Source organism: Dyella sp. BiH032, from assembly GCF_031954525.1.
Taxonomy (GTDB): domain Bacteria; phylum Pseudomonadota; class Gammaproteobacteria; order Xanthomonadales; family Rhodanobacteraceae; genus Dyella_D.
Genome location: NZ_CP134867.1, coordinates 1954421 through 1979282, shown reverse-complemented (window position 1 = coordinate 1979282; position 24862 = coordinate 1954421). Strand labels below are relative to the sequence as shown.

The 24862-nt window shown below is 67.8% G+C and carries 25 protein-coding genes; 9 read left to right on the top strand and 16 right to left on the bottom strand.

Translation table 11 applies throughout. The features are described from left to right. Positions 1 to 49 precede the first annotated feature (49 nt). The 3 genes from RKE25_RS08770 to RKE25_RS08760 form a co-directional block, all read right to left on the bottom strand. Positions 50 to 1036, bottom strand: a complete 987-nt coding sequence (locus RKE25_RS08770) for a multidrug resistance efflux transporter family protein (protein WP_311841857.1) — start codon at positions 1034 to 1036, stop codon at positions 50 to 52. 67 nt (positions 1037 to 1103) lie between these two features. Beyond that, positions 1104 to 2456 (bottom strand): HAMP domain-containing sensor histidine kinase, encoded by a 1353-nt coding sequence (locus RKE25_RS08765; protein WP_311841856.1) that lies wholly within the window; start codon positions 2454 to 2456, stop codon positions 1104 to 1106. Then, positions 2453 to 3139 (bottom strand): response regulator, encoded by a 687-nt coding sequence (locus tag RKE25_RS08760; RefSeq protein ID WP_311841855.1) that lies wholly within the window; start codon positions 3137 to 3139, stop codon positions 2453 to 2455. The genes RKE25_RS08765 and RKE25_RS08760 overlap by 4 nt, the downstream gene beginning before the upstream one ends. Positions 3140 to 3289: 150 nt before the next feature. Here RKE25_RS08760 and RKE25_RS08755 point away from each other — a divergent pair, with 150 nt between their 5' ends. Then, positions 3290 to 3781, top strand: a complete 492-nt coding sequence (locus RKE25_RS08755; RefSeq protein WP_311841854.1) for a Spy/CpxP family protein refolding chaperone — start codon at positions 3290 to 3292, stop codon at positions 3779 to 3781. A gap of 74 nt (positions 3782 to 3855) precedes the next feature. On the opposite strand, the gene RKE25_RS08750 is transcribed toward RKE25_RS08755, so the two are convergent. The 3 genes from RKE25_RS08750 to RKE25_RS08740 are packed head-to-tail and all read right to left on the bottom strand — an operon-like array spanning position 3856 to position 6260. Then, positions 3856 to 4284: a heme-binding protein gene (locus RKE25_RS08750; protein ID WP_311841853.1), complete on the bottom strand. Its 429-nt coding sequence runs from the start codon at positions 4282 to 4284 to the stop codon at positions 3856 to 3858. Beyond that, complete coding sequence (locus tag RKE25_RS08745; protein WP_311841852.1) at positions 4281 to 5129, bottom strand: alpha/beta fold hydrolase; 849 nt, start codon at positions 5127 to 5129, stop codon at positions 4281 to 4283. The genes RKE25_RS08750 and RKE25_RS08745 overlap by 4 nt, the downstream gene beginning before the upstream one ends. Before the next feature lie 12 nt (positions 5130 to 5141). Then, positions 5142 to 6260, bottom strand: a complete 1119-nt coding sequence (locus RKE25_RS08740; protein WP_311841851.1) for an aldo/keto reductase — start codon at positions 6258 to 6260, stop codon at positions 5142 to 5144. A gap of 96 nt (positions 6261 to 6356) precedes the next feature. On the opposite strand from RKE25_RS08740, the gene RKE25_RS08735 reads away from it, so the two are divergent. Next, positions 6357 to 7256, top strand: a complete 900-nt coding sequence (locus tag RKE25_RS08735) for a LysR family transcriptional regulator (RefSeq protein WP_311841850.1) — start codon at positions 6357 to 6359, stop codon at positions 7254 to 7256. 9 nt (positions 7257 to 7265) lie between these two features. Here RKE25_RS08735 and RKE25_RS08730 read toward each other — a convergent pair whose 3' ends face one another. The 3 genes from RKE25_RS08730 to RKE25_RS08720 all read right to left on the bottom strand — a co-directional run bounded on the left by RKE25_RS08730 (position 7266) and on the right by RKE25_RS08720 (position 9503). Further along, on the bottom strand, positions 7266 to 7430 hold the full coding sequence (locus tag RKE25_RS08730) for a hypothetical protein (protein WP_311841849.1): 165 nt from the start codon (positions 7428 to 7430) through the stop codon (positions 7266 to 7268). 210 nt (positions 7431 to 7640) lie between these two features. Beyond that, the gene (locus tag RKE25_RS08725; protein ID WP_311841848.1) at positions 7641 to 8045 is read right to left on the bottom strand and encodes a DoxX family protein; all 405 of its coding nucleotides are present in this window, start codon (positions 8043 to 8045) and stop codon (positions 7641 to 7643) included. A gap of 96 nt (positions 8046 to 8141) precedes the next feature. Next, positions 8142 to 9503, bottom strand: coding sequence for a formimidoylglutamate deiminase (locus tag RKE25_RS08720; RefSeq protein WP_311841847.1), 1362 nt, complete (start codon positions 9501 to 9503; stop codon positions 8142 to 8144). Positions 9504 to 9579: 76 nt separating this feature from the next. Here RKE25_RS08720 and RKE25_RS08715 point away from each other — a divergent pair, with 76 nt between their 5' ends. The 5 genes from RKE25_RS08715 to RKE25_RS08695 all read left to right on the top strand — a co-directional run bounded on the left by RKE25_RS08715 (position 9580) and on the right by RKE25_RS08695 (position 17201). Continuing rightward, positions 9580 to 11151: a GNAT family N-acetyltransferase gene (locus tag RKE25_RS08715; RefSeq protein ID WP_311841846.1), complete on the top strand. Its 1572-nt coding sequence runs from the start codon at positions 9580 to 9582 to the stop codon at positions 11149 to 11151. Continuing rightward, the gene (locus tag RKE25_RS08710) at positions 11148 to 12599 is read left to right on the top strand and encodes a chloride channel protein (protein ID WP_311841845.1); all 1452 of its coding nucleotides are present in this window, start codon (positions 11148 to 11150) and stop codon (positions 12597 to 12599) included. The genes RKE25_RS08715 and RKE25_RS08710 overlap by 4 nt, the downstream gene beginning before the upstream one ends. Next, a complete protein-coding gene (gene hutI, locus RKE25_RS08705) occupies positions 12596 to 13828 on the top strand; it encodes an imidazolonepropionase (protein WP_311841844.1) in 1233 nt (410 codons plus the stop codon). Before RKE25_RS08710 ends, hutI begins: the two co-directional genes overlap by 4 nt. A 395-nt stretch (positions 13829 to 14223) precedes the next feature. Next, a complete protein-coding gene (locus tag RKE25_RS08700; protein ID WP_311841843.1) occupies positions 14224 to 16419 on the top strand; it encodes a hypothetical protein in 2196 nt (731 codons plus the stop codon). A gap of 23 nt (positions 16420 to 16442) precedes the next feature. Continuing rightward, positions 16443 to 17201: an FkbM family methyltransferase gene (locus tag RKE25_RS08695; RefSeq protein ID WP_311841842.1), complete on the top strand. Its 759-nt coding sequence runs from the start codon at positions 16443 to 16445 to the stop codon at positions 17199 to 17201. A gap of 60 nt (positions 17202 to 17261) precedes the next feature. On the opposite strand, the gene RKE25_RS08690 is transcribed toward RKE25_RS08695, so the two are convergent. The 3 genes from RKE25_RS08690 to RKE25_RS08680 all read right to left on the bottom strand — a co-directional run bounded on the left by RKE25_RS08690 (position 17262) and on the right by RKE25_RS08680 (position 18979). After that, positions 17262 to 17423: a 30S ribosomal protein THX gene (locus tag RKE25_RS08690; RefSeq protein WP_311841841.1), complete on the bottom strand. Its 162-nt coding sequence runs from the start codon at positions 17421 to 17423 to the stop codon at positions 17262 to 17264. An 85-nt stretch (positions 17424 to 17508) separates the two neighbouring features. Next, entirely contained in the window at positions 17509 to 18492 is a 984-nt protein-coding gene (locus RKE25_RS08685; RefSeq protein ID WP_311841840.1) for a cation diffusion facilitator family transporter, read from the bottom strand. 58 nt (positions 18493 to 18550) lie between these two features. Continuing rightward, positions 18551 to 18979 (bottom strand): MerC domain-containing protein, encoded by a 429-nt coding sequence (locus RKE25_RS08680; RefSeq protein WP_311841839.1) that lies wholly within the window; start codon positions 18977 to 18979, stop codon positions 18551 to 18553. A 109-nt stretch (positions 18980 to 19088) separates the two neighbouring features. Here RKE25_RS08680 and RKE25_RS08675 point away from each other — a divergent pair, with 109 nt between their 5' ends. Next, the gene (locus RKE25_RS08675) at positions 19089 to 21089 is read left to right on the top strand and encodes a TonB-dependent receptor (RefSeq protein ID WP_311841838.1); all 2001 of its coding nucleotides are present in this window, start codon (positions 19089 to 19091) and stop codon (positions 21087 to 21089) included. 121 nt (positions 21090 to 21210) lie between these two features. Here RKE25_RS08675 and RKE25_RS08670 read toward each other — a convergent pair whose 3' ends face one another. Genes RKE25_RS08670 through gltX form a run of 3 tightly spaced genes read right to left on the bottom strand, consistent with a single transcriptional unit; the run spans position 21211 to position 23434 of the window. Beyond that, entirely contained in the window at positions 21211 to 21717 is a 507-nt protein-coding gene (locus RKE25_RS08670; protein ID WP_311842360.1) for a transcriptional repressor, read from the bottom strand. 32 nt (positions 21718 to 21749) lie between these two features. Continuing rightward, positions 21750 to 22019: a hypothetical protein gene (locus RKE25_RS08665; RefSeq protein ID WP_311841837.1), complete on the bottom strand. Its 270-nt coding sequence runs from the start codon at positions 22017 to 22019 to the stop codon at positions 21750 to 21752. A gap of 14 nt (positions 22020 to 22033) precedes the next feature. Beyond that, positions 22034 to 23434 carry a glutamate--tRNA ligase gene (gene gltX, locus RKE25_RS08660; protein ID WP_311841836.1) on the bottom strand — a complete coding sequence of 467 codons (1401 nt, stop codon included), beginning with the start codon at positions 23432 to 23434 and terminating at the stop codon, positions 22034 to 22036. Between the two features lie 31 nt (positions 23435 to 23465). Here gltX and RKE25_RS08655 point away from each other — a divergent pair, with 31 nt between their 5' ends. Further along, positions 23466 to 24254 carry a transporter gene (locus RKE25_RS08655; RefSeq protein WP_311841835.1) on the top strand — a complete coding sequence of 263 codons (789 nt, stop codon included), beginning with the start codon at positions 23466 to 23468 and terminating at the stop codon, positions 24252 to 24254. 45 nt (positions 24255 to 24299) lie between these two features. Here RKE25_RS08655 and RKE25_RS08650 read toward each other — a convergent pair whose 3' ends face one another. Next, positions 24300 to 24737: a DUF4399 domain-containing protein gene (locus RKE25_RS08650; protein ID WP_311841834.1), complete on the bottom strand. Its 438-nt coding sequence runs from the start codon at positions 24735 to 24737 to the stop codon at positions 24300 to 24302. Positions 24738 to 24862 lie beyond the last annotated feature (125 nt).

Below are 24862 nucleotides of genomic sequence, written 5' to 3'. Positions count from 1 at the left end.
ACCCGAGCCGCAACGACAGGGCAAGTTCCGGACGTCTGGATGGCCGCGTTCAGGCGGCGCGATCGGTGCGCAGCGTGCGCAGTTCCTCGTCGTGACCTGCGGCGCCGCGGCCGCTCATCCAGCCGAACAGGGCGATGCCCGCGACGATCATCACCGCGCCAATGGCCGAAAAACCGCTCGGCCACGCCTCGCCGAGCAGGGTCGCTCCGAGCAGCGTGGCGAACAGCAGCTCTGCGGCCTGCATGGCCTCCACCGCGGCCAGCGCGGTGGGTTCGCTGCGCACCATGTCGGTGGCACGGAAGAACAGCACCGTGGCGATCACGCCGGAGGAAAGCGCCACGCCGCCGGCCAGCAGCACGTCACGCCATGACGGCGGTCCTACGACGATCCAGGTGATCGCCGCGAACAGCAGCCACAGCGGCCAGCTGCACAAGGTCATGCCGAACACGCGCTGCACCGCGCCCAGCCGCATCCCGCCACGTTCCAGGTGCAACAGCAGCATGCGGTTGCCGAGCGGATAGGCAAAGGCAGATACCACGACGGCGGCGATGGCGAGCCAGTCGCTCGCGCGCAGGCGGCCGTGCGCATGCCCCCACTGCAAGGCGAACACACCCGCCACGATCAACGCGCCGACCGCGAGCGTGCGCCAGGCCAGCCGGCCGCGCGCGTCACGGTAGATCAGCGGCGCCATCAACGGCCCGGCCAGCACGGTGGTCTGGAAACTGCCGGCGATCAGCCACGACGGGCCGCTGCTCGCCGCCCAGGTGAGCGGTACGCCGAACAGGACGAAACCCACGCCGCTCCACAGCAGCCAGGTGCGCGGATGACGACGCAACTCGGCCGGCAACTGACCCAGCCCGCCCTGCCAGGGCAGCACCAGCGCCAGCAGCGGCAAGGTGATCAGGTAGCGCAGGATGCCCGCCCACGCCCAATGCCCGCCACCGGAGACGAAGCTGCGGTTGAGCACGTAGGTCATCGTGAAGAACAGCGCCGAGCACAGCGCCAGTCCGACGGCGGCGAGAGCGTTGGAGCGCATGGAGGTCCCGCGGACAAAGAAGCCTAGTGTGGCAAACGGCGCCGCGCCTGCGAAGCGGCGTGCCGCCTCAAGCCTGCAAGGGCAGGCTCAGGCGGACCTCCAGTCCCCCGCCCTCGGCGTTGCGTGCCGCCGTCTCGCCACCGTGCACCTGCGCCACGCGCTGCACGATCGCCAGTCCGAGGCCGTGCCCTTCGGCCTTGGGCGCGTTGCTGCCGCGGAAGAACGGGCGGAACAGTTGCGCCAGTTCGTCGTCGGGCACCCCTGCTCCGTGATCGCGCACGATCACGTCGGCGCGGTTTTCGCCAGCCTGCACGGCCAGTTCCACGCTGGCGCCCTGCGGGCTGTACTTGATGGCGTTGCCGAGCAGGTTGTCGAGCGCGCGTTCGATCAGCTGTCCGCTGCCCGACACCCAGGCGGGCGCCTCGATCGCCGTATGCAGACGGATGTCGCGCGCCGAGGCTTCGAGTTGTGCCTTGGCGGCGCACTCGCGGGCAATCGCGGCCACGTCGACGGCTTCGCGCTCCATGCCCGGCAAGCCGCCTTCCAGCCGCGACAAGGCCAGCATTTCGCCGGTCATCCGGTCCAGGCGCTCGATCTCGCGCTCGGCCTGGGCGAAGTAAGAGGCCGCCTGCTCCGCATCGCTGCGCCGGGCCAGGTCCAGGATCAGCTGCAGGCGGGCCAGCGGGGAACGCAACTCGTGCGAGAGATCCTGCAGCACGGCACGATCGTGCGCGACCAATGCTTCGATGCGCTCGGCCATGGCGTCGAAATCCCGCGCCAGGTGGGAAAGCTCGCCCGGACCACGCTGTCCCGGCGGACCGACGCGCGTCGACAGCTCGCCGGCCGCCATGCGCCGCGCCGCGCGCTGCATCGCCTCCACCGGCCGCGCCACGCTCCGCGCCACCCACCAGCCGATCAGCGCGATGAACAGCAGCGACAAGCCGAACTGCACCGCCAGATAGATCTGGTTGCGCGTCTGCAACGGAAGGCGCGAATGCGTGCGGCTGAGCGCGACCAGTTGCCGCGTCTTGCCGTCCCGGCCCTCCACCTGCTGGACCGCCAGATAGATGCGCGGATAAGGCTGCATGACCAGGTCGTGGCCCGCCTGCAGCCACTGCGGCAGCGAATCACGCACGCTGCCAGGCAGGCGGATCGGCACCAGCGGCGTGCCGTTCTCGTACAGCGTGGCGTCGATGCCTTCCTGCCGTTGATCCCGCATCCAGGCCTGCAGTCCCGTGGCGCCGCCGGATTCGTACGCGTCACTGGCGCTCTGCGCGAGCGAGGTCCAGTTGATCTCCACCGCCGTGGTGTATTCGACGAAACGGCGCGTGAGGTAGCCGCCGAGCAGCAGCACCAGCAGGTTGGCGAGGAAGAACCACACCAGCAGGCGCCAGAACAGCGAAGTCTTGAACGGATTCATGCCGCCCCCGTCACCAGCACGTAGCCCGCGCCGCGCACGGATTCGATGCGCGGCGCCTGCGGCGAGGCCTCGGCCAGCTTGTGGCGCAGGCGGCTGACGTGCACGTCGATGCTGCGGTCGAAACGTTCCAGTTCGCGGCCCAGGGCGATGCGGGTCAGTGTGGCCTTGTCGACCAGTTGGCCGGCGCGCTGGGCCAGCGCGAGCAGCAGGCCGAACTCGGCGCCGGTCAGTGAAAGCTCTGTCTCGCCCGCATAGGCGCGCCGCTCACCCGGCATCAGGCGCAGCACGCCGACTTCCACCTCGCCGGCGGCGACCGGCGAGTGGCGACGCAGTTGCGCGCGCACGCGGGCCAGCAGCTCGCGCGGGAGGCAAGGCTTGGAAAGATAGTCGTCCGCGCCGAGTTCCAATCCGATCACGCGGTCCACCGGTTCGCCGCGCGCCGACAGCATGATCACCGGCAGGCGGTGCTGCAGCCGCAGCTCGCGCAGGGTTTCCAGCCCGTCGCGGCCGGGCATCATCACGTCGAGGATCAACAGGTCCGGCCGCTGGGCTGGGTTGCTCAGGCGCGCCAGGGCTTCGGCGCCGTCGTGCGCGACGTCCACGGCGAAGCCCTCCCGCCGCAGGTATTCGGCCAGCAGGTCGGTCAGGGCGCGGTCGTCGTCGGCGAGAAGGATGCGTTGCATAGGAGCCTGGCGTGGGTTTTTGCGCCATTCAAACGGCGCCGGGAGGCGACAGCCACGGGCTTTACGCTTCTTTACCCTCCGGCAAAAAACATACACGCAGGGGTGGCGTCAAATACACCGCAAGCCCCCCAACCCGAAAGGTGAACCCACATGCGCAAGTCCCTCTTCCTCGGCCTGGCCCTCGCTTCCGCCATGACCCTCGGCACCGCGGCCTTCGCGGCCGGCCAGGACGGCGGCCCGCGTTTCGGCGGCCACCATGGCCACGGCTTCGACATGGCCATGCAGAAGCTCAACCTGACCGACGCCCAGCGCGCCAGCATCCGCGACCTGGTGAAGAACACCTTCGCCCAGAACAAGACCCAGCGCGACACCCTGCGCCAGCAGCGCCAGGCCTTCGAGTCGATGACGCCTGACCAGGTCGGCTACCAGGCCGCCGCCGCCAAGCTGGCCCAGGCCGAAGCGGCCGCGACGCAGAACCGCGTGCAGCAGCGTGCCCAGCTGAAGGCGCAGATCTACGCCCTGCTCACCCCGCAGCAGAAGGCCCAATGGGCCACGCTGAAGCAGGAACGCGAGCAGCGCCGCCAGCAGTGGCAGCAGTTCAAGGCCGAGCATCCGGTGAGCTCGGGTACCTCCGCCCAGTAAGGCGCTTCAACCGGCAGTGCCCCGGTGGAAGGCCGCATCTCCTCGTGGGATGCGGCCTTCTTTTTTCCGTACGCCTACATCGCCCCGTTGAACACGGCCGCACCGGCGGCGGCCACCTGGGCATCCTGCGTGGATTGCATGCCGGATACGCCGATCGCGCCGATCACCTTGCCGTCCTTGTAGAGCGGCAAGCCGCCGTCCAGCGGCAGCAGGTTGTCCATGCCGAGCAGGCGCAGGCCGAGACCGCCGTCGCGCACGGCATCCTCGAACAGCTTGGACGGTCGGCGGAAATTCACCGCCGTCTGCGCCTTGGCCTGTGCGACCGGTACGCTGGCATGCTGCACGTCGTCCAATGCGTGCAGCATCACCAAGTGCCCGCCGCTGCCGACGACGGCGATCGCCATCGGCCAGTCATAGCGTTCGGCTTCGGCCTGCGCGGCGGCCATCACGCGCGCGGCCTCGGCCAGCGTGATCGGCGCGCCGTACGAGGGCGGACGGCTCATGCGCGCGTCTCCGCGAAGAACTCGCGCAGCAGAGGCAGCACGACGTCCGGCCGCTCGATATTCACGTGATGGCCAGCGTCCGGCACGCGCACCAGGTGTGCATCGGGCAGGCCGGCCGCGAGGCGTTCGGACAGCTCGATCACTTCAGGCTGGTCTTCCTCGCCCACGATCAACAGCACGGGGATGCGCAGTTCCGCCAGCCGCTCCGGCGCCGGCACCGCCGGGTTGCGTTGCAGGGCCGCCTTCTTCCAGTAGCCGTCCGTACGGCCGAAGTTCCACTGACTCATCGCGGCGATACGCGCGCGAGCTTCCGGATTGCTCTGCTCCGGCGCGCGGCGCGGACCGTCGAGAAAGCTGCGCAACGAGGCGTCCAGCAAGGCGTCGGGATCGCCGCTTTCCACGGCGGCCCAGAATGCCTTGGCCTCCGGCGTGCGCGTGGCGTAGTAGCCCCAGTAGCCGGCGCCGACGAAGGCCATCGCGCGCACCCGCTCCGGGTGTGCCAGCGCGAAGTCGAGCGCCGTGCCGGCGCCGCCCGAGCAACCGAGCAGCGCGGCGCGATCGATGCCGCTGGCATTGAGTATGCGCTCCAGGTCTTCGTGATGCGCGAACGGTGCATCTGTCATCGACGAGCGGCCGAAGCCGCGCAGGTCGTAGCGCAGCACGCGATGGTCCTCCGCCAGGGCGGCGAATTCGGCGTCCCACTGGCCGCTGTCGACCAGGAAGCCGTGCAGCATGGCGATGGCTTCGTCCTGCCCCGCCAGCTCGGCGTGGAAATGCACGCCGTCGGCTTCGATCCAGCGCGTTTGCGGCGCGCCATGCTTCTTGGTGATGAGCGTGGCTGGCATGTTCGCGTCTCCTCAGCGGCTGGCCCGCACGTCGCGGGCCTCCACGGCGCCCACCCACACCGGCGGCGCGTAGCCTGCCGGCTTGTCGCCCACGGCCACCCCGCCATGGATGCGCGTCTGCTGGCGGTCGACGAACATGTAGTACGGGAACGGTGCCTCGGGCGCGCTCACCTCGTCGAGACGCGTACGCAGTGCTTCAGGCAGGGTGAAATCCAACGCCGCGAGATTGTCGTCCAGCTGGGCCAGCTTGGTGGCGCCGACGATCAGCGAAGCGATGCCCGGCCGGTTCGCCGCCCAGTTCAAGGCCACCTGCGCCATGCTGCGGCCACTCTCGCGCGCCACTTCCTCCAGCACCGACACGATGCGCCAGTTGCGTTCGGTGAAGCGCTCGAAGCCCGGTGCCGCGGTGACCTTGGCGAGGCGGCCGTCGCCTTCGCCGCCGGCCTGGCTGGGCTTGTACTTGCCCGACAGCAGGCCCATGCCCAATGGGCTCCACGCGGTGATGCCCATGCCCAGTTCCGTCGCCAGCGGGACGAATTCGTGCTCGATGTGGCGTTCGATCAGCGAGTACTCCAACTGCATGTTCACCAGCGGCGTCAGCGCGTGCGCCTCGGCGAAGGTCTGTGCCCGCGCGGCGTACCAGGCCGGTGTGTCGGAGAGACCGGCATAGCGGATCTTGCCGGCACGCACCAGGTCGTCCAGCGTGCGCACCACTTCTTCGGCCGGCGTGATGCGATCCCAGGTGTGCAACAGGTAGAGATCGATGTAGTCCGTGCGCAGGCGGCGCAGTGAGCCTTCCACCGCACGCATGATGTTCTTGCGCCCGTTGCCGCCGGCATTGGGATTGCCCGCCTGCGCGTTGTAGGTGAACTTGGTGGAGATCACCACGCGATCGCGCGCGCCGGCCTGCTCCACGAACTTGCCCAGCAGCGTTTCGCTGGAGCCTTCGGTGTACATGTCGGCGGTGTCGATGAAATTGCCGCCGGCCTCGAGGTAACGGTCGAACATGGCGCGCGCCGTGTCTTCGGCCGCGCCCCAGCCCCAGTCTTCGCCGAAGGTCATGGTGCCGAGCGAGAGACGGCTGACGCGCAGGCCGGAGCGGCCCAGGGTGTAGTAGCGATCGAGCGGCATGAGCGAGACCTCCGTTGGTGATGGACGAAGTCTGGCCCTTGCCATTGCGTAGAAAAATACGGAAGCTTTTGAAGCGTTATTAAGGAAAACTAATCAATGCGCGACGATCACACTTCTGCCCTGCGCGCTTTTCACCTGATCGCCCGGCACGGCAGCTTCACGCGCGCCGCGGCCGAGCTGGAGGTGACCGCATCCGCCCTCAGCCAGACCATGCGCCAGCTCGAGCAACGCCTCGGCGTGCGCCTGCTGCAACGGACCACGCGCCGGGTCGGCCTCACCGAGGCGGGCAAGCTGTTCCTCGAGCGCATCACCCCCGCGCTCGCTGCCATCGACGTCGCCCTGGACGAACTGCGCCAACACGGTGACCGCCCCGCTGGCACGCTGCGCGTGACAGTGCCGGAGATCGTGCTGGAATGGCTGATCGCGCCTCTGCAGTGCGAGTTCCTGCGACGCTGGCCGGACATCACCCTGGACATCGACGTCACCGGCGGGCTGGTGGACCTGGTGGGCGGCGGCTACGACTGCGGCATCCGCCTGGGCGAGCGCCTGGCACGCGACATGGTGGCGGTACCGCTCGGCGGGCCGGTGCGCTCGGTGGTGGCGGCGACCCCGGACTATCTCGACCGGTACGGCAGGCCGCAGCATCCGCGCGACCTGCAGGCGCACGCCTGCGTGCGCAATCGCTATGTGAGCAGCGGCGGCATCTATCGCTGGGAATTCGCGCAGCGCGGGCGCTGGTTCGACATCGACGTGAACGGGCCGCTGATCGTCAACGACCCGGCGCTTGCCATCCGCGCCGCGCTGGACGGACTGGGGCTAACGCACACGCTGGAGCCGGCGGTGCGCGACCATCTCGCCTCCGGCCGGCTCGAGACCGTACTCGACACCTGGCTACCGCCGTACGACGGCTTCTACCTGTATTACCCCAGCCGTTTCCAGGTGCCGCCCAAGCTGCGCGCGTTCATCGACTTCCTGCGCGAACGGATGGCGGCCTAGGCGCGGCGCTCAGCGATAACGCCAATGCCCCTCCACCCACACGTGCGGCGATGCCCAGTAGCCAGGCACCCACACGTGTCCGCCATAACCATGCGCGGGAACGACGACGCAGCCGCTCAGCGCACTGGTGGCGGCTAGCGCGGCGATGCAGAGGAAGGTCCTGATCTTGCCCATGGCGTGCTCCACGTGGAGAGGTGGGCAAGAAAACGGGAGATGCGATACGTCGATGACGCCGTAGTGCAAGTGGCGATGCCCGGCGTTCAGGCCACGCCGGGGCGCCATTCAGGCGCATGCGTCGTCATGTCCGCGACAACGGCACCGCGCGGTCCTCAGGCAAACAATCGGCGGCCCCTTTCCGGCCGGAGAAAGAAGCCGCCGGTGATGCTAGTTCCATCGGCCGCGCGCACCGCCGAGCGAAAACCGGCCGGCGCCGAGCAGCAATACGGCGATGGCGCCGCCCAGGTACATGCCCTGCAGCTCCAGTGCCCATCCACCCGTGTCCGCCAACGACAGGAACTGGCTGGTATGCACCAGCAGCAGCGCCACGACCATGTTCACTGCCACGATCAACGCGCCCACCCGCGCCCACAGGCCGAGGATCAGCAGAAGCGGCGCTACGACTTCGCCGACGTAGACGCCATACGCCAGGAACGCAGGCATGCCGGCCTGCGCCAGGGCCTGGACCACGAACCCGGGCCCATGGATCAGCTTCGACACGCCGTGGAAAAGGATGAGCGCGCCCAGCACTACGCGCAGGACCAGCTTGCCCAGATCATCGAACGACCGCATGGAGAACGCCCTCCCGTGGGGGCGGCCGCCGCGCGGCCGCGTGACGCCACACTAAGCCAGCATGCGGCGGGCGCGCCAGCCCGGGGCCGCGCAGGCTCAGGGCCGCGCCAGGCGCTCCATGACAGCGCGGTAGCGCGCGGCGATGCCGGCCTCGTCGTGATGCCGGAAGTCGCGCACGACCCAGCGTCCACCGCACATCACATGGCGCACCAGCGGCGCGTTGCCGGCGAACAGGAACGTATCGAGCAGCGAGCCTGCGTCGCGCGCCGCCAGCAACGGCGCCTCTTCGTCGAGCACCAGCAGGTCGGCCCGCGCAGCGCTGCGCAGCTCTCCGACCGCAAGGCCGGCCGCACGCGCGCCGCCACGCAAGGTAGCGCGCCACAAGGTCTCGCCGACGCTGTCGCCCTCCGCGCGCGCGGCGATGTTGCGGTGGCGCGTGGACAGGCGCTGGCCGTACTCGAGCCAGCGCAGTTCTTCGACCGGGGACACCGAGATGTGCGAGTCGGAACCGATGCCGAGCATGCCCCTCGCATCGAGGTAGTCGCTCAGCGGGAACAGGCCGTCGCCCAGGTTGGCCTCGGTGGTGGGGCACAGGCCCGCCACCGCGCCGCTGCGCGCGAGGCGCGAGGTCTCGTGGCCGGTCAGGTGCGTGGCGTGCACCAGGGTCCAGCGCGCATCCACCGGGGCATGATCGAGCAGCCACTCGACCGGGCGCGCGCCGCGCGTGGCGAGGCAGTCCTGCACTTCGCCGATCTGTTCGGCGATGTGGATGTGGATGGGCAGGTCTTTCGTCGCGCCCGTGGCCAGCAACGCACGCATGGCCGCTTCCGGCACCGCGCGCAGCGAATGCAGGGCGATGCCGACGCGCAGGCCTTCGTTCTCGTGGCGGCGCAGCGTTTCCAGCAGGTGTACGTAGGACGACAGGTCGTGCCCGAAGCGGCGCTGGCGCGGACTCAGTGGCCGCCCATCGAAACCGCCGGTCATGTACAGCACCGGCAGCAGCGTCAGCGCGATGCCGGTCTCGCGCGCCGCTTCGATCAGCGCGAGCGACATCGCTTCAGGCTGTGCGTACGGCGTGCCATCGGGCTGGTGGTGCAGGTAGTGGAACTCGCAGACCTGCGTGTAGCCGGCCTTGAGCATTTCGACGTAGAGCTGGGCGGCGATGGCCTTCAGCTCCTCCGGCCCGATCGTGGCGGCGAAGGCGTACATGGTTTCGCGCCAGGTCCAGAAGCTGTCGTCGCTGCGGCCCTTGCGCTCAGCCAACCCGGCCATGGCCCGCTGGAATGCGTGCGAATGCAGGTTGGGCATGCCCGGCAACACCCAGGCGCCGAGGCGCTCGGCGTCGCCTTCTGGTGGTGCCACGTGGCCGGTCGCGTCCACGGCGAACGCGCCGTCGGCCGCCCAGCCGTCGGCCAGCCAGAGTTGGTCGGCACTGTAGGTTCGCGCGGCGTTGCTCATCGTGGGGCTTCCGTTGGCATGCACGGAGTGTAACCGCGAGCCCGTCCCGCGCGGTCGCTACGGCATAATGCGCCCCATGGCCAAGAAGAACGAGCACACCCCCAAACTGCTGGTGCGCCAGGCGCAACCGGCGGACGTCCCGGCCCTGGTCGAGCTTACCGGGCGCGTCTACACCCCCGAATGGGGCCATTCGGCGGAGATGCTGCGATCGCAGCAGACGCACTTTCCCGAAGGCCAGTTCGTGGTCGAGTACGAAGGGAGCATCGTCGGCTACTGCGCCACTTTCCGCATCGACGAGCTCAGCGCGCTCGCGCCACATACCTGGATGCAGATCACCGGCGGCGGCATGGCCTCGCGCCACAAGCCGGACGGCAACTGGCTGTACGGCATGGAAGTGGTGGTGCATCCGGCATACCGCGGCATGCGCATCGGGCAGCGGCTGTACCAGGCACGCAAGCGGCTGTGCACCGACCTGAAGCTGCGCGGCATCGTGTTCGGCGGCCGCATCCCCGGCCTGGCCCGCGCCATCCAGCGCTACGGCAGCGCGGAGGAGTACGTGCAGGCCGTGGTCGAAGGCCGGCGGCGCGACCCCACCCTCAGCTTCCAGCTGGCCAACGACTTCCATGTGGTCGGCGTGCTGCGTGGCTACGTGCCTTCGGATTACGAATCGCTCGGCTACGCCGCACATTTGGTGTGGCGCAATCCGCAATTGCTCAACCAGCCAGACGTGCCGTCGATTCCATCGCCGCAGCGGCTGCCCGATTCGGTGCGCGTCGCCTCGGTGCAGTACCAGCAGCGGCGCATCAAGTCATTCGAGGAGTTCGCTACCCAGGTCGAGTATTTCACCGACATCGCCGCGGACTACAACGCGGACTTCGTGACCTTCCCCGAGCTGATCACGCTGCAGCTGCTGTCGATCGAGAACGCGGAGCTCTCGCCGGTCGACTCCATTCGCAAGCTCAGCCAGTACACGCCGCAGGTGAAGGAACTCTTCAGCCGCTTGGCGGTGCACTACAACATCAACATCATCGCCGGCTCGCATCCCACGGAGCAGCCCAACGGCGACATCCACAACGTGTGCTACGTATGCCTGCGCGACGGCTCGATCCACGAGCGCGAGAAGCTGCACCCCACGCCCAGCGAGCGCACCGTGTGGAACATCACCGGCGGCGACAGTGCGGCCACCGTGCAGACGGACTGCGGCCCGATCGGCGTGATGATCTGCTACGACTCCGAGTTCCCGGAGGTCGCCCGGCATCTCACCGACCAGGGCGCGCTGATCCTGTTCGTGCCATTCTGCACGGACGTGCGCGAGGGTTATCTGCGCGTGCGCTACTGCTCGCAGGCCCGCGCCATTGAAAACCAGTGCTACGTAGTGCTGTCCGGTAACGTCGGCAATCTGCCGGGCGTGAATAATTTCGATATCCAGTACGGCCAGAGCTGCATCCTCACGCCCAGCGATTTCCCGTTCGCGCGCGACGGCATCGCCGCGGATTCGCAGCCCAATATCGAGACCGTGCTGTTCGCGGATCTGCGCCTGGAAAGCCTGGCCCGCGCACGCAATGCCGGCGCGGTGCAGAACCTGAAGGACCGCCGCTTCGATCTGTACGAAACGCGCTGGACCACGCAGCGCGGCGGCAAGCCATGAGCGATTCCGACAAGGAAACGGCGCCCGCGCGACCCGGGCGCCTGCAGCGGCTGGCCGACTCCGATCTGTTCTCGCCGGTGCAATGGCGGCGGCGTGTGCTGTTCTGGAGCGGCGCGGTAATCGTCGGCCTCGCTGCCGTGGGCTTCGCGCAGGCCGCGGATTACGCGTTCGGGCTGTTCCACCGCATGGTGACGCACAGCCGCTGGTGGGCCTTCGTGGTGACGCCCGCGACATTCGCCCTGCTCGCCTGGCTCACTTCCGGCGTGCTTAAGCCGACACGCGGCTCGGGCATTCCGCAGGCGATCGCGGCACTCAAGGTAGAAGACGAGGGCTTCCGGAAGAGCCTGCTTTCGTTACGGGTCGCCGTAGGCAAGATGGCGCTCACGCTGGCGGCGCTGCTGGGCGGCGCTTCGGTCGGCCGTGAAGGGCCCACCGTGCACGTGGGGGCCGGCTTGCTCTATTCGCTGGGCCGGCGTTTCGGCTTCGCCGACGCGGCGGCCGCGGGGCGCTTCATCCTCGCGGGCGCGGCCGCCGGGCTCGCGGCGGCCTTCAACACGCCGCTGGCAGGCGTGGTGTTCGCCATCGAAGAGATGAGCGGTGCGTTCGAGCACCGCATGAGCGGCATCCTGCTTACTGCCGTGATCATCGCCGGCGTGGTCTCGCTGGGCATACTCGGCAACTACGCGTACTTCGGCCGCCTCGACATGGGCCTGCCACTGGGGCGGGCGTGGTGGGCCGTACTGGCGACGGGCCTGGGCTGCGGGCTGGCCGGAGGACTGTTCGCGCGCCTGATCCTGCCGCACGACCGGGGCCTGCGCGGGGCCGTCGGCCGGCTGCGCGCACGCCAGCCGGTGCTGTTCGCGGCAGGCTGCGGCATGGCGCTGGTGCTGCTGAGCCAACTTACCCAGACCGGCCTCTACGGCACGGGGTATGCGCAGGCCAGGGCAATCCTCGAAGGTCACCATGACACGGTGAGCGCGTTCGGCGCGTTGAAATTCCTGGGCAACATCGCTTCGTACTGGGCGGGCATTCCCGGCGGCATCTTCTCGCCCGCACTGGCGGTCGGCGCGGGGCTGGGCGACAACATCGCCGCGCTGGTGCCTGGCGCGGACGCCTCCGCCGTCGTGCTGCTGGCGATGGCCGCGTATCTCTCCGGCGTGACGCAGGCACCGCTGACGGCGACCGTGATCTCGATGGAGCTCACCGCCAACCAGCAGATGGCGATCCCGATCATGGCAACCTGCCTGCTGGCGCGCGCGGCGTCCTCCCTGCTCTGCCGCAAGCCCGTGTATCGCGCGCTGGCCGACCGGCTGATAGAAGGCTACGAACAGGAACTGGCGCGGCGCGAGGAAAGCGCCACCGCTTCGCCCGCGCCGGAGAACGGCGAGGCGGAACTCGTGGAAGACCCCGCCACGCCCATGCCTCCCGAACCGCGCGAGCCGACATGACCACCGTATCCTGGGACCTTCTGCTGTCCGGCGTGACGCTGGCGACTTTCGACGGCGAGCAGCCTTATGGCCTGGTCGAGGACGGCGCGATCGCGATCGCGGACGGACGCATCGCCTGGGTGGGACCGCGCGCGTCGCTGCCCCACGACGCCGAAAGCCGCTCGGCCCGCGTCGAACAACTCGATGGCGCGCTCGTCACGCCGGGCATGATCGATTGCCATACGCACTTGGTGTTCGGCGGCGATCGCGCGCATGAGTTCGATCTGCGATTGAACGGAGCCACCTACGAAGAGATCGCGCGCGCCGGCGGCGGCATCGCCTCCACCGTGAAGGCGACGCGCGGGGCCAGCGAAGACGCACTGTTCGCCCAGGCCTTGTCGCGCGCTCGCGCGCTGGTGGACGACGGCGTGACGACGCTGGAGATCAAATCCGGCTATGGCCTGGCGCTGGACAGTGAGCGGCGCATGCTCCGCGTAGCGCGGCGCCTGGGCGAGACGCTGGGCGTTCAGGTGCGCACGACGTTTCTGGGGCTGCATGCGCTGCCGCCGGAGGACGCGGACCGTCGCGATGCCTACGTCGCGCGCGTCTGCGACGAGATGCTGCCGGCACTCGCCGCCGAGGGGCTGGTGGATGCGGTGGATGCCTTTTGCGAGGGCATTGGCTTCACGCCGGCAGAGACGCGGCGCGTCTTCGAGCGCGCGTGCGCCTTGGGCCTTCCGGTCAAGCTGCATGCCGAACAGCTCTCCAATCTGGAAGGCGCAGCCCTGGTGGCCGAGTTCGGCGGCCTGTCCGCCGATCACCTGGAGTACTTGAGCAACGATGGCGTGAAGGCCATGGCCGAGGCGGGCACCGTCGCCGTTCTGTTGCCCGGGGCTTTCTATGTCCTGCGCGAGACCCGGCTACCACCCATCGCCGCGCTGCGCAACCAAGGCGTGCCGATGGCAGTGGCGACGGACTGCAACCCGGGCACGTCTCCCCTGCTGTCGCTGAGGCTGGCTGCGGGTATGGCCTGCACCTTGTTCCGCCTTACGCCCGAAGAGGCGTTGCGTGGCGTGACCGTGAACGCTGCCCGTGCCTTGGGCCTGACTGACCGCGGCACGCTCACTGAGGGACGGCGCGCCGACCTGGTCGTGTGGCGTGCACGCCATCCGGCGGAACTCTGTTATTGGATCGGCGGTCACCTCGCAGCCGCTGTGTACTGCGCAGGTCAGCGCGTTTCTTCACGCTGACATCGGCGCTGCGCCCGCTCCCGCACAGGTCGGGCGCTTGGAAACCGGCCTAGTTTCCGAACATTCCTAACGAGCAACCCGATACCATCCTTTCCGTTCCACTACGCGGCAACGCGCCTTTGAGGCGGCCCGTGCAGGCGGATGCCATCGCATCGCTGCCGGGCGGCAGACTCCGCCGCCGCATCCTTCGCCGAGTACGCACACCCAAACGATCGCCCCGGGCCCGCCCGGGGCAAGCATGAGGAGCGACCGTGATTCCCCCCAACTTCCGAGCGACATACAGCGCCGCTGGGCGCCCGGAAGCACCGGGAGCTACGTTCATCGGCCTGCTCCCGAGCCAGCTCGGAAGCGCCCTCGCCCAGTTGATGCCCGGCCGCCACGCCGGCTGTACGGCCATGCTGAGCCTGTTGCTCGCCTCGTGCGCATATCGTCAAGAAGCCACGGGCTCGTCCGTCGTGCAGAGCGGGGAGACAGCGGCACCCGATACCATTGAAGAAGCGTCGATCGACGCCGTGCGCGAACGCGCGTCGCCGCCGGTCGCCGCAATCCATTCGGACGACGTGCCACAGAAGCGCCTTGTGGAAATGAGCGTGTCGAGCACGGCGCCCCACCGCGCCGCACCGACGCTTCCCGAAGCGTGGGCCGGCGGCACGGCGGACGAACTTCGCGCATTCCCTGCACCGGACGTCGCCATGACGCTCGAGTCGGATCGATCCGCGACGACTTCGTCCCCGGTACCGGCTCCCGCGGCGATGCTTCTGGATATCGACCAAGAAAGCACCCGGCATTGGTTGCAGCTCACGCCCTGGTACGCCTTACCGGTCGTCCTGGCGCTGGGCATGCCGCTGCTGGGCGTCATGGGTCGCCGAGGACCACGTCGGAACGGAGCCGAACGCCGCGAGCCGGTGGTGACGCGTGACACGAACCCAGAGCGGATGCCCGCGCGGGTCGCTACCGATGACGACGCCATAGCCATTCCCATGGGCATCGGCAACATGAGCCAACGCCCTTGGTCATCCGCTCCCGATCCCTTGTCTCGCGAAGACTGGTCGGTCGGCCTGGTCGTCCGGTATGCGCCGCTGGATGAAGTCCAGCCAATCTTCGCTACGAAAACCCTCTACGAGGTGCATGTCGAAGAGTGCATTCACGCTGAGAATCGCGAGAGCACTCACGCCGAGACATTGGCGGGTGCTCGCGCCGAAAGTTCCGGCCATGGCGCCTCGCACGTCGAATCCATGGCCCCCGTCCAACCCGCCGTTTCGATGGGCGGCGCGGCGCTCTTTGCCGGCCCCCCGGTCTGCCAACCTTCCATCTCCGAAGAAGACCTTTCCACGACGGACGTGTCCTTCGGGGCCCCGGAGGCACTCGAAGAGAGGGGCGTTTCGAATCCGGCTGGCGAATCCTCGATGCCTTCCATGGAGCGCGTCGCCGCGATCCTCGCGAAAGTGGTGCCGGAAGGCCAGGTGTTTCTCGATGGCCAGGATGGCCTCCCGGTCATGGCATTTACCGGCGAGGCATCATTGCCGGCGAGCGTGCTCGCCGAGCTGGAATCCGCTCTGTTGGAAACCCGCGATCCCGACGGCACGCAGATCACCTGGCTGTTGACACAGGTACTCACGCTGCGCATCGCGCACGTCGACCTGCGCGAAGTGGATGCATTGCACCAGGCCACCACGACCCTCATCCTCCACGGTAGCGAGCGCGCTACCGACGAAACGCAAGAGCACTGGCGAGCACGACTGATCGAACTGGACCTGGCCCGCGCTGCACGCCAGAGCGGGGCTTCACGCGTGCTGGCGCTCCGGAACATGGCCAGGAGCCATGCCGCCATCCTGGAGGCCGGCGACGGCGCGGTGCTCAAGGCTTGGATCCGCGTGCTGCTGCACTGGGCGCAGCATCAGTTGGGCGACAGTGCGCTGGCCCGGGTCAACGAAGCAGCAGCGCTGGCAGAGTGCCTGCGCAACGCTTCGGGCATGGCCGACGAGGGCCAGCTCATGCTTGGCGACGTGCTGCTTCGCCGCGCCCGGCTGGAACATGGCGGCGTGCGCGCGCGCACGCTGGTCGAGGCGCAGGCGTTGCTCGACGAACTCTTCGTCCGTGCACCGACGGGCCGCGTCGCATTGGCGGTGGCGGAAGCCGCGCTGGAGCGCGGCCGGCATGCCCAGCCTCCTGCGGCGAGGGACGCGTTTTCGCACGCGCTCGTCCATGCCTTCCTCGCCGGCAGCGACACGCGCTGGCATGCCGCAAGCCTGCGGCTGCGACTTTCTATCCAGTTGGCCTACGAGTCGTTGCCGGGTATGCCCGTGCAGGGGAACGTGGCGCTGGACCTGGTGCACAAGCTCGACCGCCTGCCTGCACCGCCGGGCGATGCCATCGAAGGCATGGCTCAGACCTTCGTCCGGCACGGAGAGTACGGCCGGGCTTGTCGTCTGTGCGCCGAGGCCTGGCATGCCGGCGTACAGGCGCCTACCCTGCTGGAGGCATGGCGGCAAGCCAGTGTCCAGTGGGCCCAGAACCTGACATCCCCGAACAGCAGCAGCGACTGGCGGGAAAACGAACGGCAGCGACGCGTAGCCACCCAGATGCAGTGACCTAGGATCGACGAGACATCGCCATGAACAACGCCATCTCCCAAGAACACAACCAACGCCTGTGGCATACGCGGTACGGGCTGGTCACGGCCGTCCCGACCGAGAATCCTGCGGCCCGTTCCCTGCAGCTATATGGCGAATGGGCGGAGCAGGAAATCGATCTGCTCAGCGGGGCGATCCAGGAGGGCCATACCGTGCTCGAGTTCGGCGCGGATTACGGCGCCCATACGCTCTGGCTCGCTCAGGCGGTGGGCGAGAAAGGCCAAGTGCACGTCGCCGAGCCTGCGCGCATTCCCTTCCAATTGCTGTGCGCCAATGTGGCGATCAATGGCCTGCCCAACGTCTACACGCATGCGCGCTGGCTCGGCGGCAGCAAGGGGCAACTTCCCATGTCGGCGCTGTCTGGCCGCCCGGTGCACCGCGGCGACAGCGACGAAGCGGTCCGCCTCACCACAGTGGACGACCTGGAGCTGGAAGCGCTTCACTTGATCAAGATGAACGTGCCCGGCGCCCTGCTCGACTTGCTTGCCGGTGCGACCGAGACCATTCGCAAACATCGCCCCTTGCTCTATGCTCGCCTCACGGGCATCGAGCGCGCCGAAGCGGAAGTCCAGGCCATCAAGGATCTCGGTTATCGTTGCTGGTCGCATGCGCCGTACCTGTTCAATCGGGACAACCACGCCGGCAACAAGAGCAACGTCTTTCCCGGCTGCGTCTTCCAGAACGTCATCGCGGCGCCGGTCGAAAGCCGCTACGAGTTCGATCCGCGGCGGGAACTCTGAACAACTCGCCAAATAAAAAACCCCGCCTGGGCGGGGTTTTTCTTGACCGGAAGCGGCGTATCAGGCCGACTTCTTCTTCGGCGCAGCCTTCTTCACGGCGGCCGTCTTGGTCACGGTTTCCTTCGCGCCCGCCACTGCGGGCTGCGCACCGTGCACACGGGTGTTGCCGTAGCTGCCGCGATAGGTCTTGCCACGACGGGTCTTGCGATCGCCCTTGCCCATGGGAACTCCTTGATTCGACGAAAGTTGGACGGCCGATCATCGTATCAGCGACCGTCCAAAGCGCAATAGGCGGCGGCAGGGCCGCTCAGTGGCGATGCTTGCCGCCTGCGCAGCCTTGCAGCTGGTCCGGACAATCGCCCGGGTCGATCTGTACCGTGACGTGCCGGATGCCGAAGCGTTCGCCGAGCACGCGGTTGATGGCGGCGATGGCGGTCGCGCCACAGCGTTCGTCGTGCAACTCCGCATGCAGCGTTGCCATCCGCGAACCGGAAGCCAGCTGCCAGACATGCAGGTGGTGAACGTCGCGGATGGACTCGTCCGCTCCGCGCAACGCCGTCTCGATCTCGCCGGTATCGAGGCCGTCCGGCACGCCTTCCAGCAGGATGTGCCCAGAGCGGCGCAGCAGTTGCCAAGCGCTGTTGAGGATCAGCAGCGACACCAGCAGCGACAACACCGGGTCTGCCCATAGCCAGCCGAGCCAGCGCACCGCGAGTGCGGCGAGCACGGCCGCGACGGATCCGAGAAGGTCGCCAAGTACGTGCAACGCCGCGCCGGCGACGTTCACGTCGTCGTGGGCATGGCCGTGCAGCGTGCGCAGGACCACCACATTCACGACCAGGCCGACCAGGGCTACGATGAACATCACACCCGAAAGGATGGGTGTCGGTGCGAACAGGCGTTCGATCGCCTCGTACGCAATGAAGCCGACCAAGGCGAACTGGGTCAATGCATTGAGAAACCCCGCGAGGACTTCGACGCGGCCGTATCCATAGCTGCGTCGCGCATCGGCCGGGCGCCGCGCCATCCACGCCCCGAGCACGGCCAGCAGCAGCGCAAGGGCATCGACGAGCATGTGTCCCGCGTCGGCGAGCAGCGCCAACGAACCGGACCATAGGCCACCGACGACCTCGGCGATCATCATCAAGGTCGTGAGCGCGAAGGCAAAAGCGAGCTTACGCTCGCGACCGCTCATGCCGGCGCCATGCGATGCATGGCTATGGCCATGCGCGTGATCGTGCGCATGGCCGGCGTGGTCATGATGATGGGAATGAATATGCGTGCCGCTCATGCGCGAATGCTAGGAAGCGCGTGCGCCGTTACACAATCACGGGCGTTGTCAAACAGCATCAATGCACGCAATCCGCACCGTGCACGTGCCCCTGCTCCCGGTCGACCCGCAGGTTGACGAAGTGCGCCGCCGCGACGAGCAGGCCGCCACAGGTGACCAAGGTGCTGTGCATGCCGATGGAGAAGTTCTCCGCCACAGTGACGCCCATCAGCAGCAGTGCGAGGCCGGGCAAGGCCAGCCGAAGCGGAGCGGCCCGGCGATGGCGACGATAGCCGCTGAGCAAGCTCGCCAGTGCCAGCACGCAGGCGAACACGACGAAGGCCCGCTCGAAGCGATGGTCGGCGAGAAAACCCAGGCCGAACAGCGGCAGCAACGCGAGCACGAAGGGCAGCGCAGCGCAATGGATGGCGCATAGGAACGACGCGGTCGCGCCGATGCGATCAGCGATGCCCCACCAGCGATTTTTGCTGTCTCGTCCGGAATCCATCGATCGATCCGTAAGGAATTTCGCCAAAACGTGACTTCTTGCCTGGGCGATGGGTAATGATGTTACTTTATAACGTAACAGGAATCCACCCCGAGGAGTTGCCCCCGATATGCGTAAGACCGTGATCGCCCTCGCCCTGGCCACCGGCCTAGGCGTGGCCGCCCTGCCGCTGCAGGCCGCCGATTCGACGCCCGATATCGCGGCGGACAAGGACAACCGCAAGCCCAAGGCTAAGGACCTCGACGCGATCACCGTCAACGCCGTGCCGCTGGGCCAGCCCGCCGACCAGATCGTGGCGCCAGTGGCCGTGCTCGCGGGCTCGGCATTGGATGACGCCAAGGCCGGCACGCTGGGCGAAACCGTGTCCGCCATTCCCGGCGTCCAGACCAGTGCCCTGGGCAAAGCAGTGGGCCGTCCAGTGATCCGCGGCATGGATGGCCCGCGCGTCGCCGTGCTCGAGAACGGCCTGGGCTCCCAGGACGTTTCCAACATCAGCCAGGACCATGCCACCTCGGTCGAGCCGTTCCTAGCCGATCAGATCGAGGTCCTGAAAGGTCCCGCTACGTTGCTTTATGGCTCCGGCGCCATTGGCGGCGTGGTCAACGTAGTCGACGGCCGCATCCCCATGGCGCCTCCCCAGAACGGCTTCAGCGGCCGCGCCGAAGGCCGCTATGACTCGGGCACTGAAGGCAAGACCGGCGTGTTCCGCGCCGATGGGGGCAATCAGCAGTTCGCGCTCCACGTGGATGGCATGCGCCGCGACGACGGCAACTACGACATCCCCGGCGGCACCCAGGCCAACAGCCAGGTGAAGACCACTTCCGGCGCCGCGGGCGCTTCGTTGTTGGGCGACTGGGGCTACTTCGGCCTCTCGGTGTCGCGCTATCTCGACAAGTACGGCAGCCCCGCCGAGCCAGGAAACGCCGAAGAGGGCGAGCCGCCGGTCCACATCAAGCTCGAGCAGACGCGGTACGACCTGAAAGGCGGCTTCAACAAGCCACTCCCGGGCATCGCCAAGGCCGAGGTGAGTTTCGGCCACAACGACTACCAGCACGTCGAGTACGAGGGTGAAGAAGCAGGCACCACGTTCAAGACCAAGGCCAACGAAGGCCGCCTGCTGTTCACTCACGAACCGCTGGCCGGCTGGGAAGGCGCCTTCGGCCTGCAGTACATCCACCGCGACTTCTCCGCCGTCGGCGAGGAAACATTCGTGCCGGCCACCTCCACCAAAGCCTGGGGCGTGTTCCTTACCGAGCAGCGCCAGTTCGGCCCGGTGAAGCTGGAGCTGGGCGCACGCACCGATCGCCACACCGTCACGCCGGATGATCAGCCACACCGGAAATTTTCGCCGTCGAGTTTCTCCGCCGGCGTGTCCTGGCGTTTCGCCGAACCGTGGCATGTGAGCCTCAACGTCGACCGCGCCCAGCGCGCACCGGCCGAAGAGGAACTGTTCTCGAATGGCCCGCATGCCGCCTCGAACACCTTCGAGATCGGCAACGCCAACCTCAGGAAGGAAACCGCCAACCAGGCCGAACTGGCACTGCACTACCATGGCGATTTCGTCGAGGGCAAAGTCGCCGTCTACGCCAACCGTTACAACGACTTCATCTACCTGGCCGACACCGGCGAAAGCGAAGGCGGCATGCCGGTACGCCTGTGGTCGCAACGCGACGCGACGTTCCGCGGCGCCGAGGCGGAGGCAACGTTCCACCTGGCCCGCAATGCCAGCGGTGCCTGGGACTTCCGCGCCTACGGCGACACCGTGCGCGCCGAGCTGGAACGCGGCGGAGGTCCGCTGCCGCGCATTCCCGCGGGACGCCTCGGTGGCCAGCTGAACTGGAGCCACGACGACCTGCGCGCGAGCGTGGGCGCCGTGCGCTACTTCGCGCAGAACCGCACGGCCGCTTTCGAAACGCGTACGGCGGGCTACACACTCGTGAATGCACATGCCGCCTGGACCTTCCACAACGGCGAGCGCAGCCAGTGGGAAGCTTTCCTGGACGGCACCAACCTCACCGACCGCAAGGGCCGTCTGGCGACGTCATTGTTCAAGGACGAAGTGCTGCTGCCGGGGCGCAGCGTATCGATGGGTGTGCGCGCGTTCTTCTGATTCCGGGTTCTCGGCGGCGGTACTCCTCTCTCCCCCTCTGCCGCCGCCGAAACACGCGGGGCGCGATGTCCATCGCGCCCCGCATCTTCATCCTTGCTCCGGATCTGGCCGAGCGCCGCGCTCAACTCTTGCGGCAGTTCTTGCAGACCCCGTGCACTTCCAGCGTCTGCGCCTGCGGGCGGAAACCGAAGGCCTTGGCCTGCGCTTCGATCAGTTCGGCTACGCGCTCGTCGCAGACCTCCTGGGCACTCGAGCACACGTCGCAGATCAGGAACGGTACCTGGTGCGCCTCCGCCGGATGGTGGCACGAGACGAAGGCGTTGATCGATTCGAGCTTGTGGATGAAGCCGTGTTCCAGCAGGAAATCCAGCGCACGATAGACCGTGGGCGGCGCCGCATTGCCGTGCCGCTCGCGCAGCAGATCCAGCAGGTCGTAGGCCTTCACCGGCTTGCCCGCGGCGGCCACCAGTTCCAGCACTTCCTTGCGCAGCGGCGTCAGGCGCAGCCCGCGCTCTTCGCTGACATGTTCGACCGCACGTACGAAGCTCTTGGCGTCGTCGTGGTGATGGTGGACATGCGTCTTGTCGGCGGCGGAATGGCTCAATGGAATCACCTCGGGGCGGATGATACACCCCCGCGCGTCAAGGCCTTCGCTGCCCATCAGCGCGGCAACCGTGGCGGCGTAGCCCGGCGCGGGCGCGCGAGGATCACGATCCATCCGATCGGCCCCAGCACGGCCGCCCAGACCACGCCTTCCCACAGCCGGCCCCGCCACCAGCCCAGCAGTGCGCCGACGGCCAGGAACACCAGCGACCACCAGAAAAGCGCCGTCCACGGCACCATGCCCATCAGGTTCCAGAAGATGCGCCAGCTGGCGTCGGGCGCATCGAGATCCACCCCCTGAGTGGCTCTGGCGAGCAGTTCTTCCACGGGGCCGACGGGCCTTATCCCTGCGCGCGCACGATCGCGTCGTCGATGCGACGCAGCGCCTCCGCGCGGCCAGCCAGGAACACCGTGTGATCGATCGACGGCGACACCTGCGTGCCGGTCATCGCCACGCGCAACGGCTGGGCGATCTTGCCCATGCCCAGCTCCAGCTTCGCCGCGATCTGCTCCACGGACTGGTGGATGGCTTCGGGCGTCCATTCGCACTCGGCGAACAACGTCTTGGCCTCGTCGAGCACCTTCACCGCGCTGTCGTTCTGCAGATGCTTGGCCACGGCCTTGTCATCCCATTCGGCGATCGGCCCGTACCAGATCTTCGCGCGCTCGGCCATTTCCTTCAGCGTCTGCACGCGATCGCGCAGCGCGACGATCACGTCGGCCGGCGCCGGCCCCTTGCTGTAGTCAATACCGGCCAGTCGCAGCTGGTATTCGAACTCGGGCGCGATCGCCTGCGGGTCGTCGGTCTTCAGATAATGCTGGTTGAGCCAGGACAGCTTGGTGACATCAAAGCGAGACGCGGCCTTGTTGACGTCGGCGATGTCGAACAGATCGATCATCTCCTGCTGCGAGAAGATCTCCTGGTCGCCGTGCGACCAGCCCAGACGCACCAGGTAGTTCAGCAGTGCATGCGGCAGGAAGCCGTCATCGCGATACTGCATCACGCTCACCGCACCGTGGCGCTTGCTGAGCTTCTGTCCATCGGGACCGAGGATCATCGGCAGGTGCGCGAACTCCGGTACCGGCGCGCCCAGCGCATGGTAGATGTTGATCTGGCGCGGCGTGTTGTTGACGTGGTCGTCGCCGCGGATCACCTCGGTGATGCCCATGTCGATGTCGTCCACCACCACGGCGAAGTTGTAGGTCGGCCAGCCGTCGGAGCGGAAGATCACCAGGTCGTCCAACTCCGCGTTGGCCCACTCCACGCGGCCTTTCACCTTGTCCTCGAACACCACCGAGCCTTCCAGCGGGTTCTTGAAGCGGATCACGCGGTTGGGATCGTCGCGATAGGGCTCGTTGCGATCACGGTAATAGCCGTTGTAGCGGGGCTTCTCGCCGCGCGCCATGGCGGCCTCGCGCATCGCCTCGATCTCTTCCTTCGTCTCGTAGGCGTAATAGGCCTTCCCCGCCTTGAGCAGATCCTCGGCCACCTGCTTGTAGCGCTCCAGGCGATGCGTCTGGTAGATGGGGCCTTCATCGTGGACGAGGCCCAGCCAGCTCATGCCGTCGAGGATCGCCTGCACGGCCTCCTGCGTGGACCGCTCTCGGTCGGTATCCTCGATGCGCAGCACGAACTGGCCGCCGCGGCGGCGCGCCTCCAGCCAGCAGTAAAGCGCGGTGCGGGCGCCGCCGATGTGCAGGAAACCGGTGGGACTGGGGGCGAAACGGGTGCGGACGGTCATCAGGGTGTCTTGGAAAGCGCGGAGCGAAGCGATGGATTTTAGCCGAATCGGCCGGTGGCACCGCGCCTCGCTGCCACGGCGGACGGTCGCGATCGTCCTGGGCGCCGCCATCGCGATAGCCGCCGATGCCGACGACGCCCCCGGCTTCGATCGCCCCGGCATCGGCTTCGCCACCAACCCACTGCACGCGGGCCAGTTCGCCTACGAACAGGGCTTGCCCGACTGGAGCCGCCAGCGCGGCGCCGGCGTCACCAGCGATCTCTATGCCTACGACAGCCTGCTGCGCCTGGGGCTGGGCGGCGGTACCGAGCTGCAGCTGGGCGGCACGCCCTACAACCGCCTGCGGCAGACCGGGCAGCCGGCGGTGAACGGGCGCGGCGATACCACGCTGGGCCTGAAATGGGTGCCGGTGAACGGCGACATCTGGTCCTGGGGCCTGCTCGGGACGGCGGAGTTCACCGACGGCGCTGCAGCGTTCCGCAATGACCATCCCGCCTACACGCTCGGCCTCGACGTCACCCAGCAGACCGGCAGCCGCGTGAGCTTCGGCTATTACGCCCAATGGCAGCACAGCGGCAGCCGGGACAGCCAGCAGCTCGCGCCCAGCGTCGGCTACCAGTTCGACCCGCAGGTGAGCGGCTATGCGGAAGCTTCGTTCGAGCACGATGCGGGCCAGGGTTTCGGCAGCGCCGCCGGTGCTGGGCTGGCCTGGCAGCCGCTGGCGAACCTCCAGTTCGACGGATGGTTCCGCCACCGACTCGGTGGCCACGCGCCGATCTGGGAAGCCGGCATCGGCGTGGCGATGTTCTTCGGGCGCTGAACGCGTCCGCGGAAGGCCGGCCGCGCATGGCGGCCGGCCGGCCCGTTATTTCACATGCACAGTGATCTTCTTGGACACCACCGGCGGGTCGAATGGCACGTGGTTCTCGTCGGCCAACTCCAGCTGCAGGGTGTGGGTACCCGGCTTGAGCTTCACCGTGGTCTCGGTCTGGCCATTGCCGAAGTGGACGTGATTCTCGTCCTTGGGAATCGGCTGGCCGGCGGCCGGCAGGTCCTTCACGTCGACCAGCAGGTGGTGGTGGCCAGTCCCTTCCTTCTTCACGCCGGCCGGGGCCACGCCCATGCCCTTGAGGCCGAAGCTCACGGTGAATTCCGGGCCCACGGTGGCGCCGTCCTTCGGGGCGATGATGTACACCTCGGCGCCGGCGGGAGCCTTGGTGACCGGCAGCCCGGGGGCGTCGGCGGCGAACGCGGCGGCGGCCAGGGCCGGGGCGAGAGCCAGAGCAAGCAGGATGCGCTTCATCGAAAGGATCTCCGTGCGTGAAGGGACCGCCAGTGTAAGCGCATCGTCATCCGCAAGAGGCTCAACGGCGCCGCATCGCGCGGCGGGCGTAACGCGGGCGTCATGAACGCGCCATGGCGCCGCAA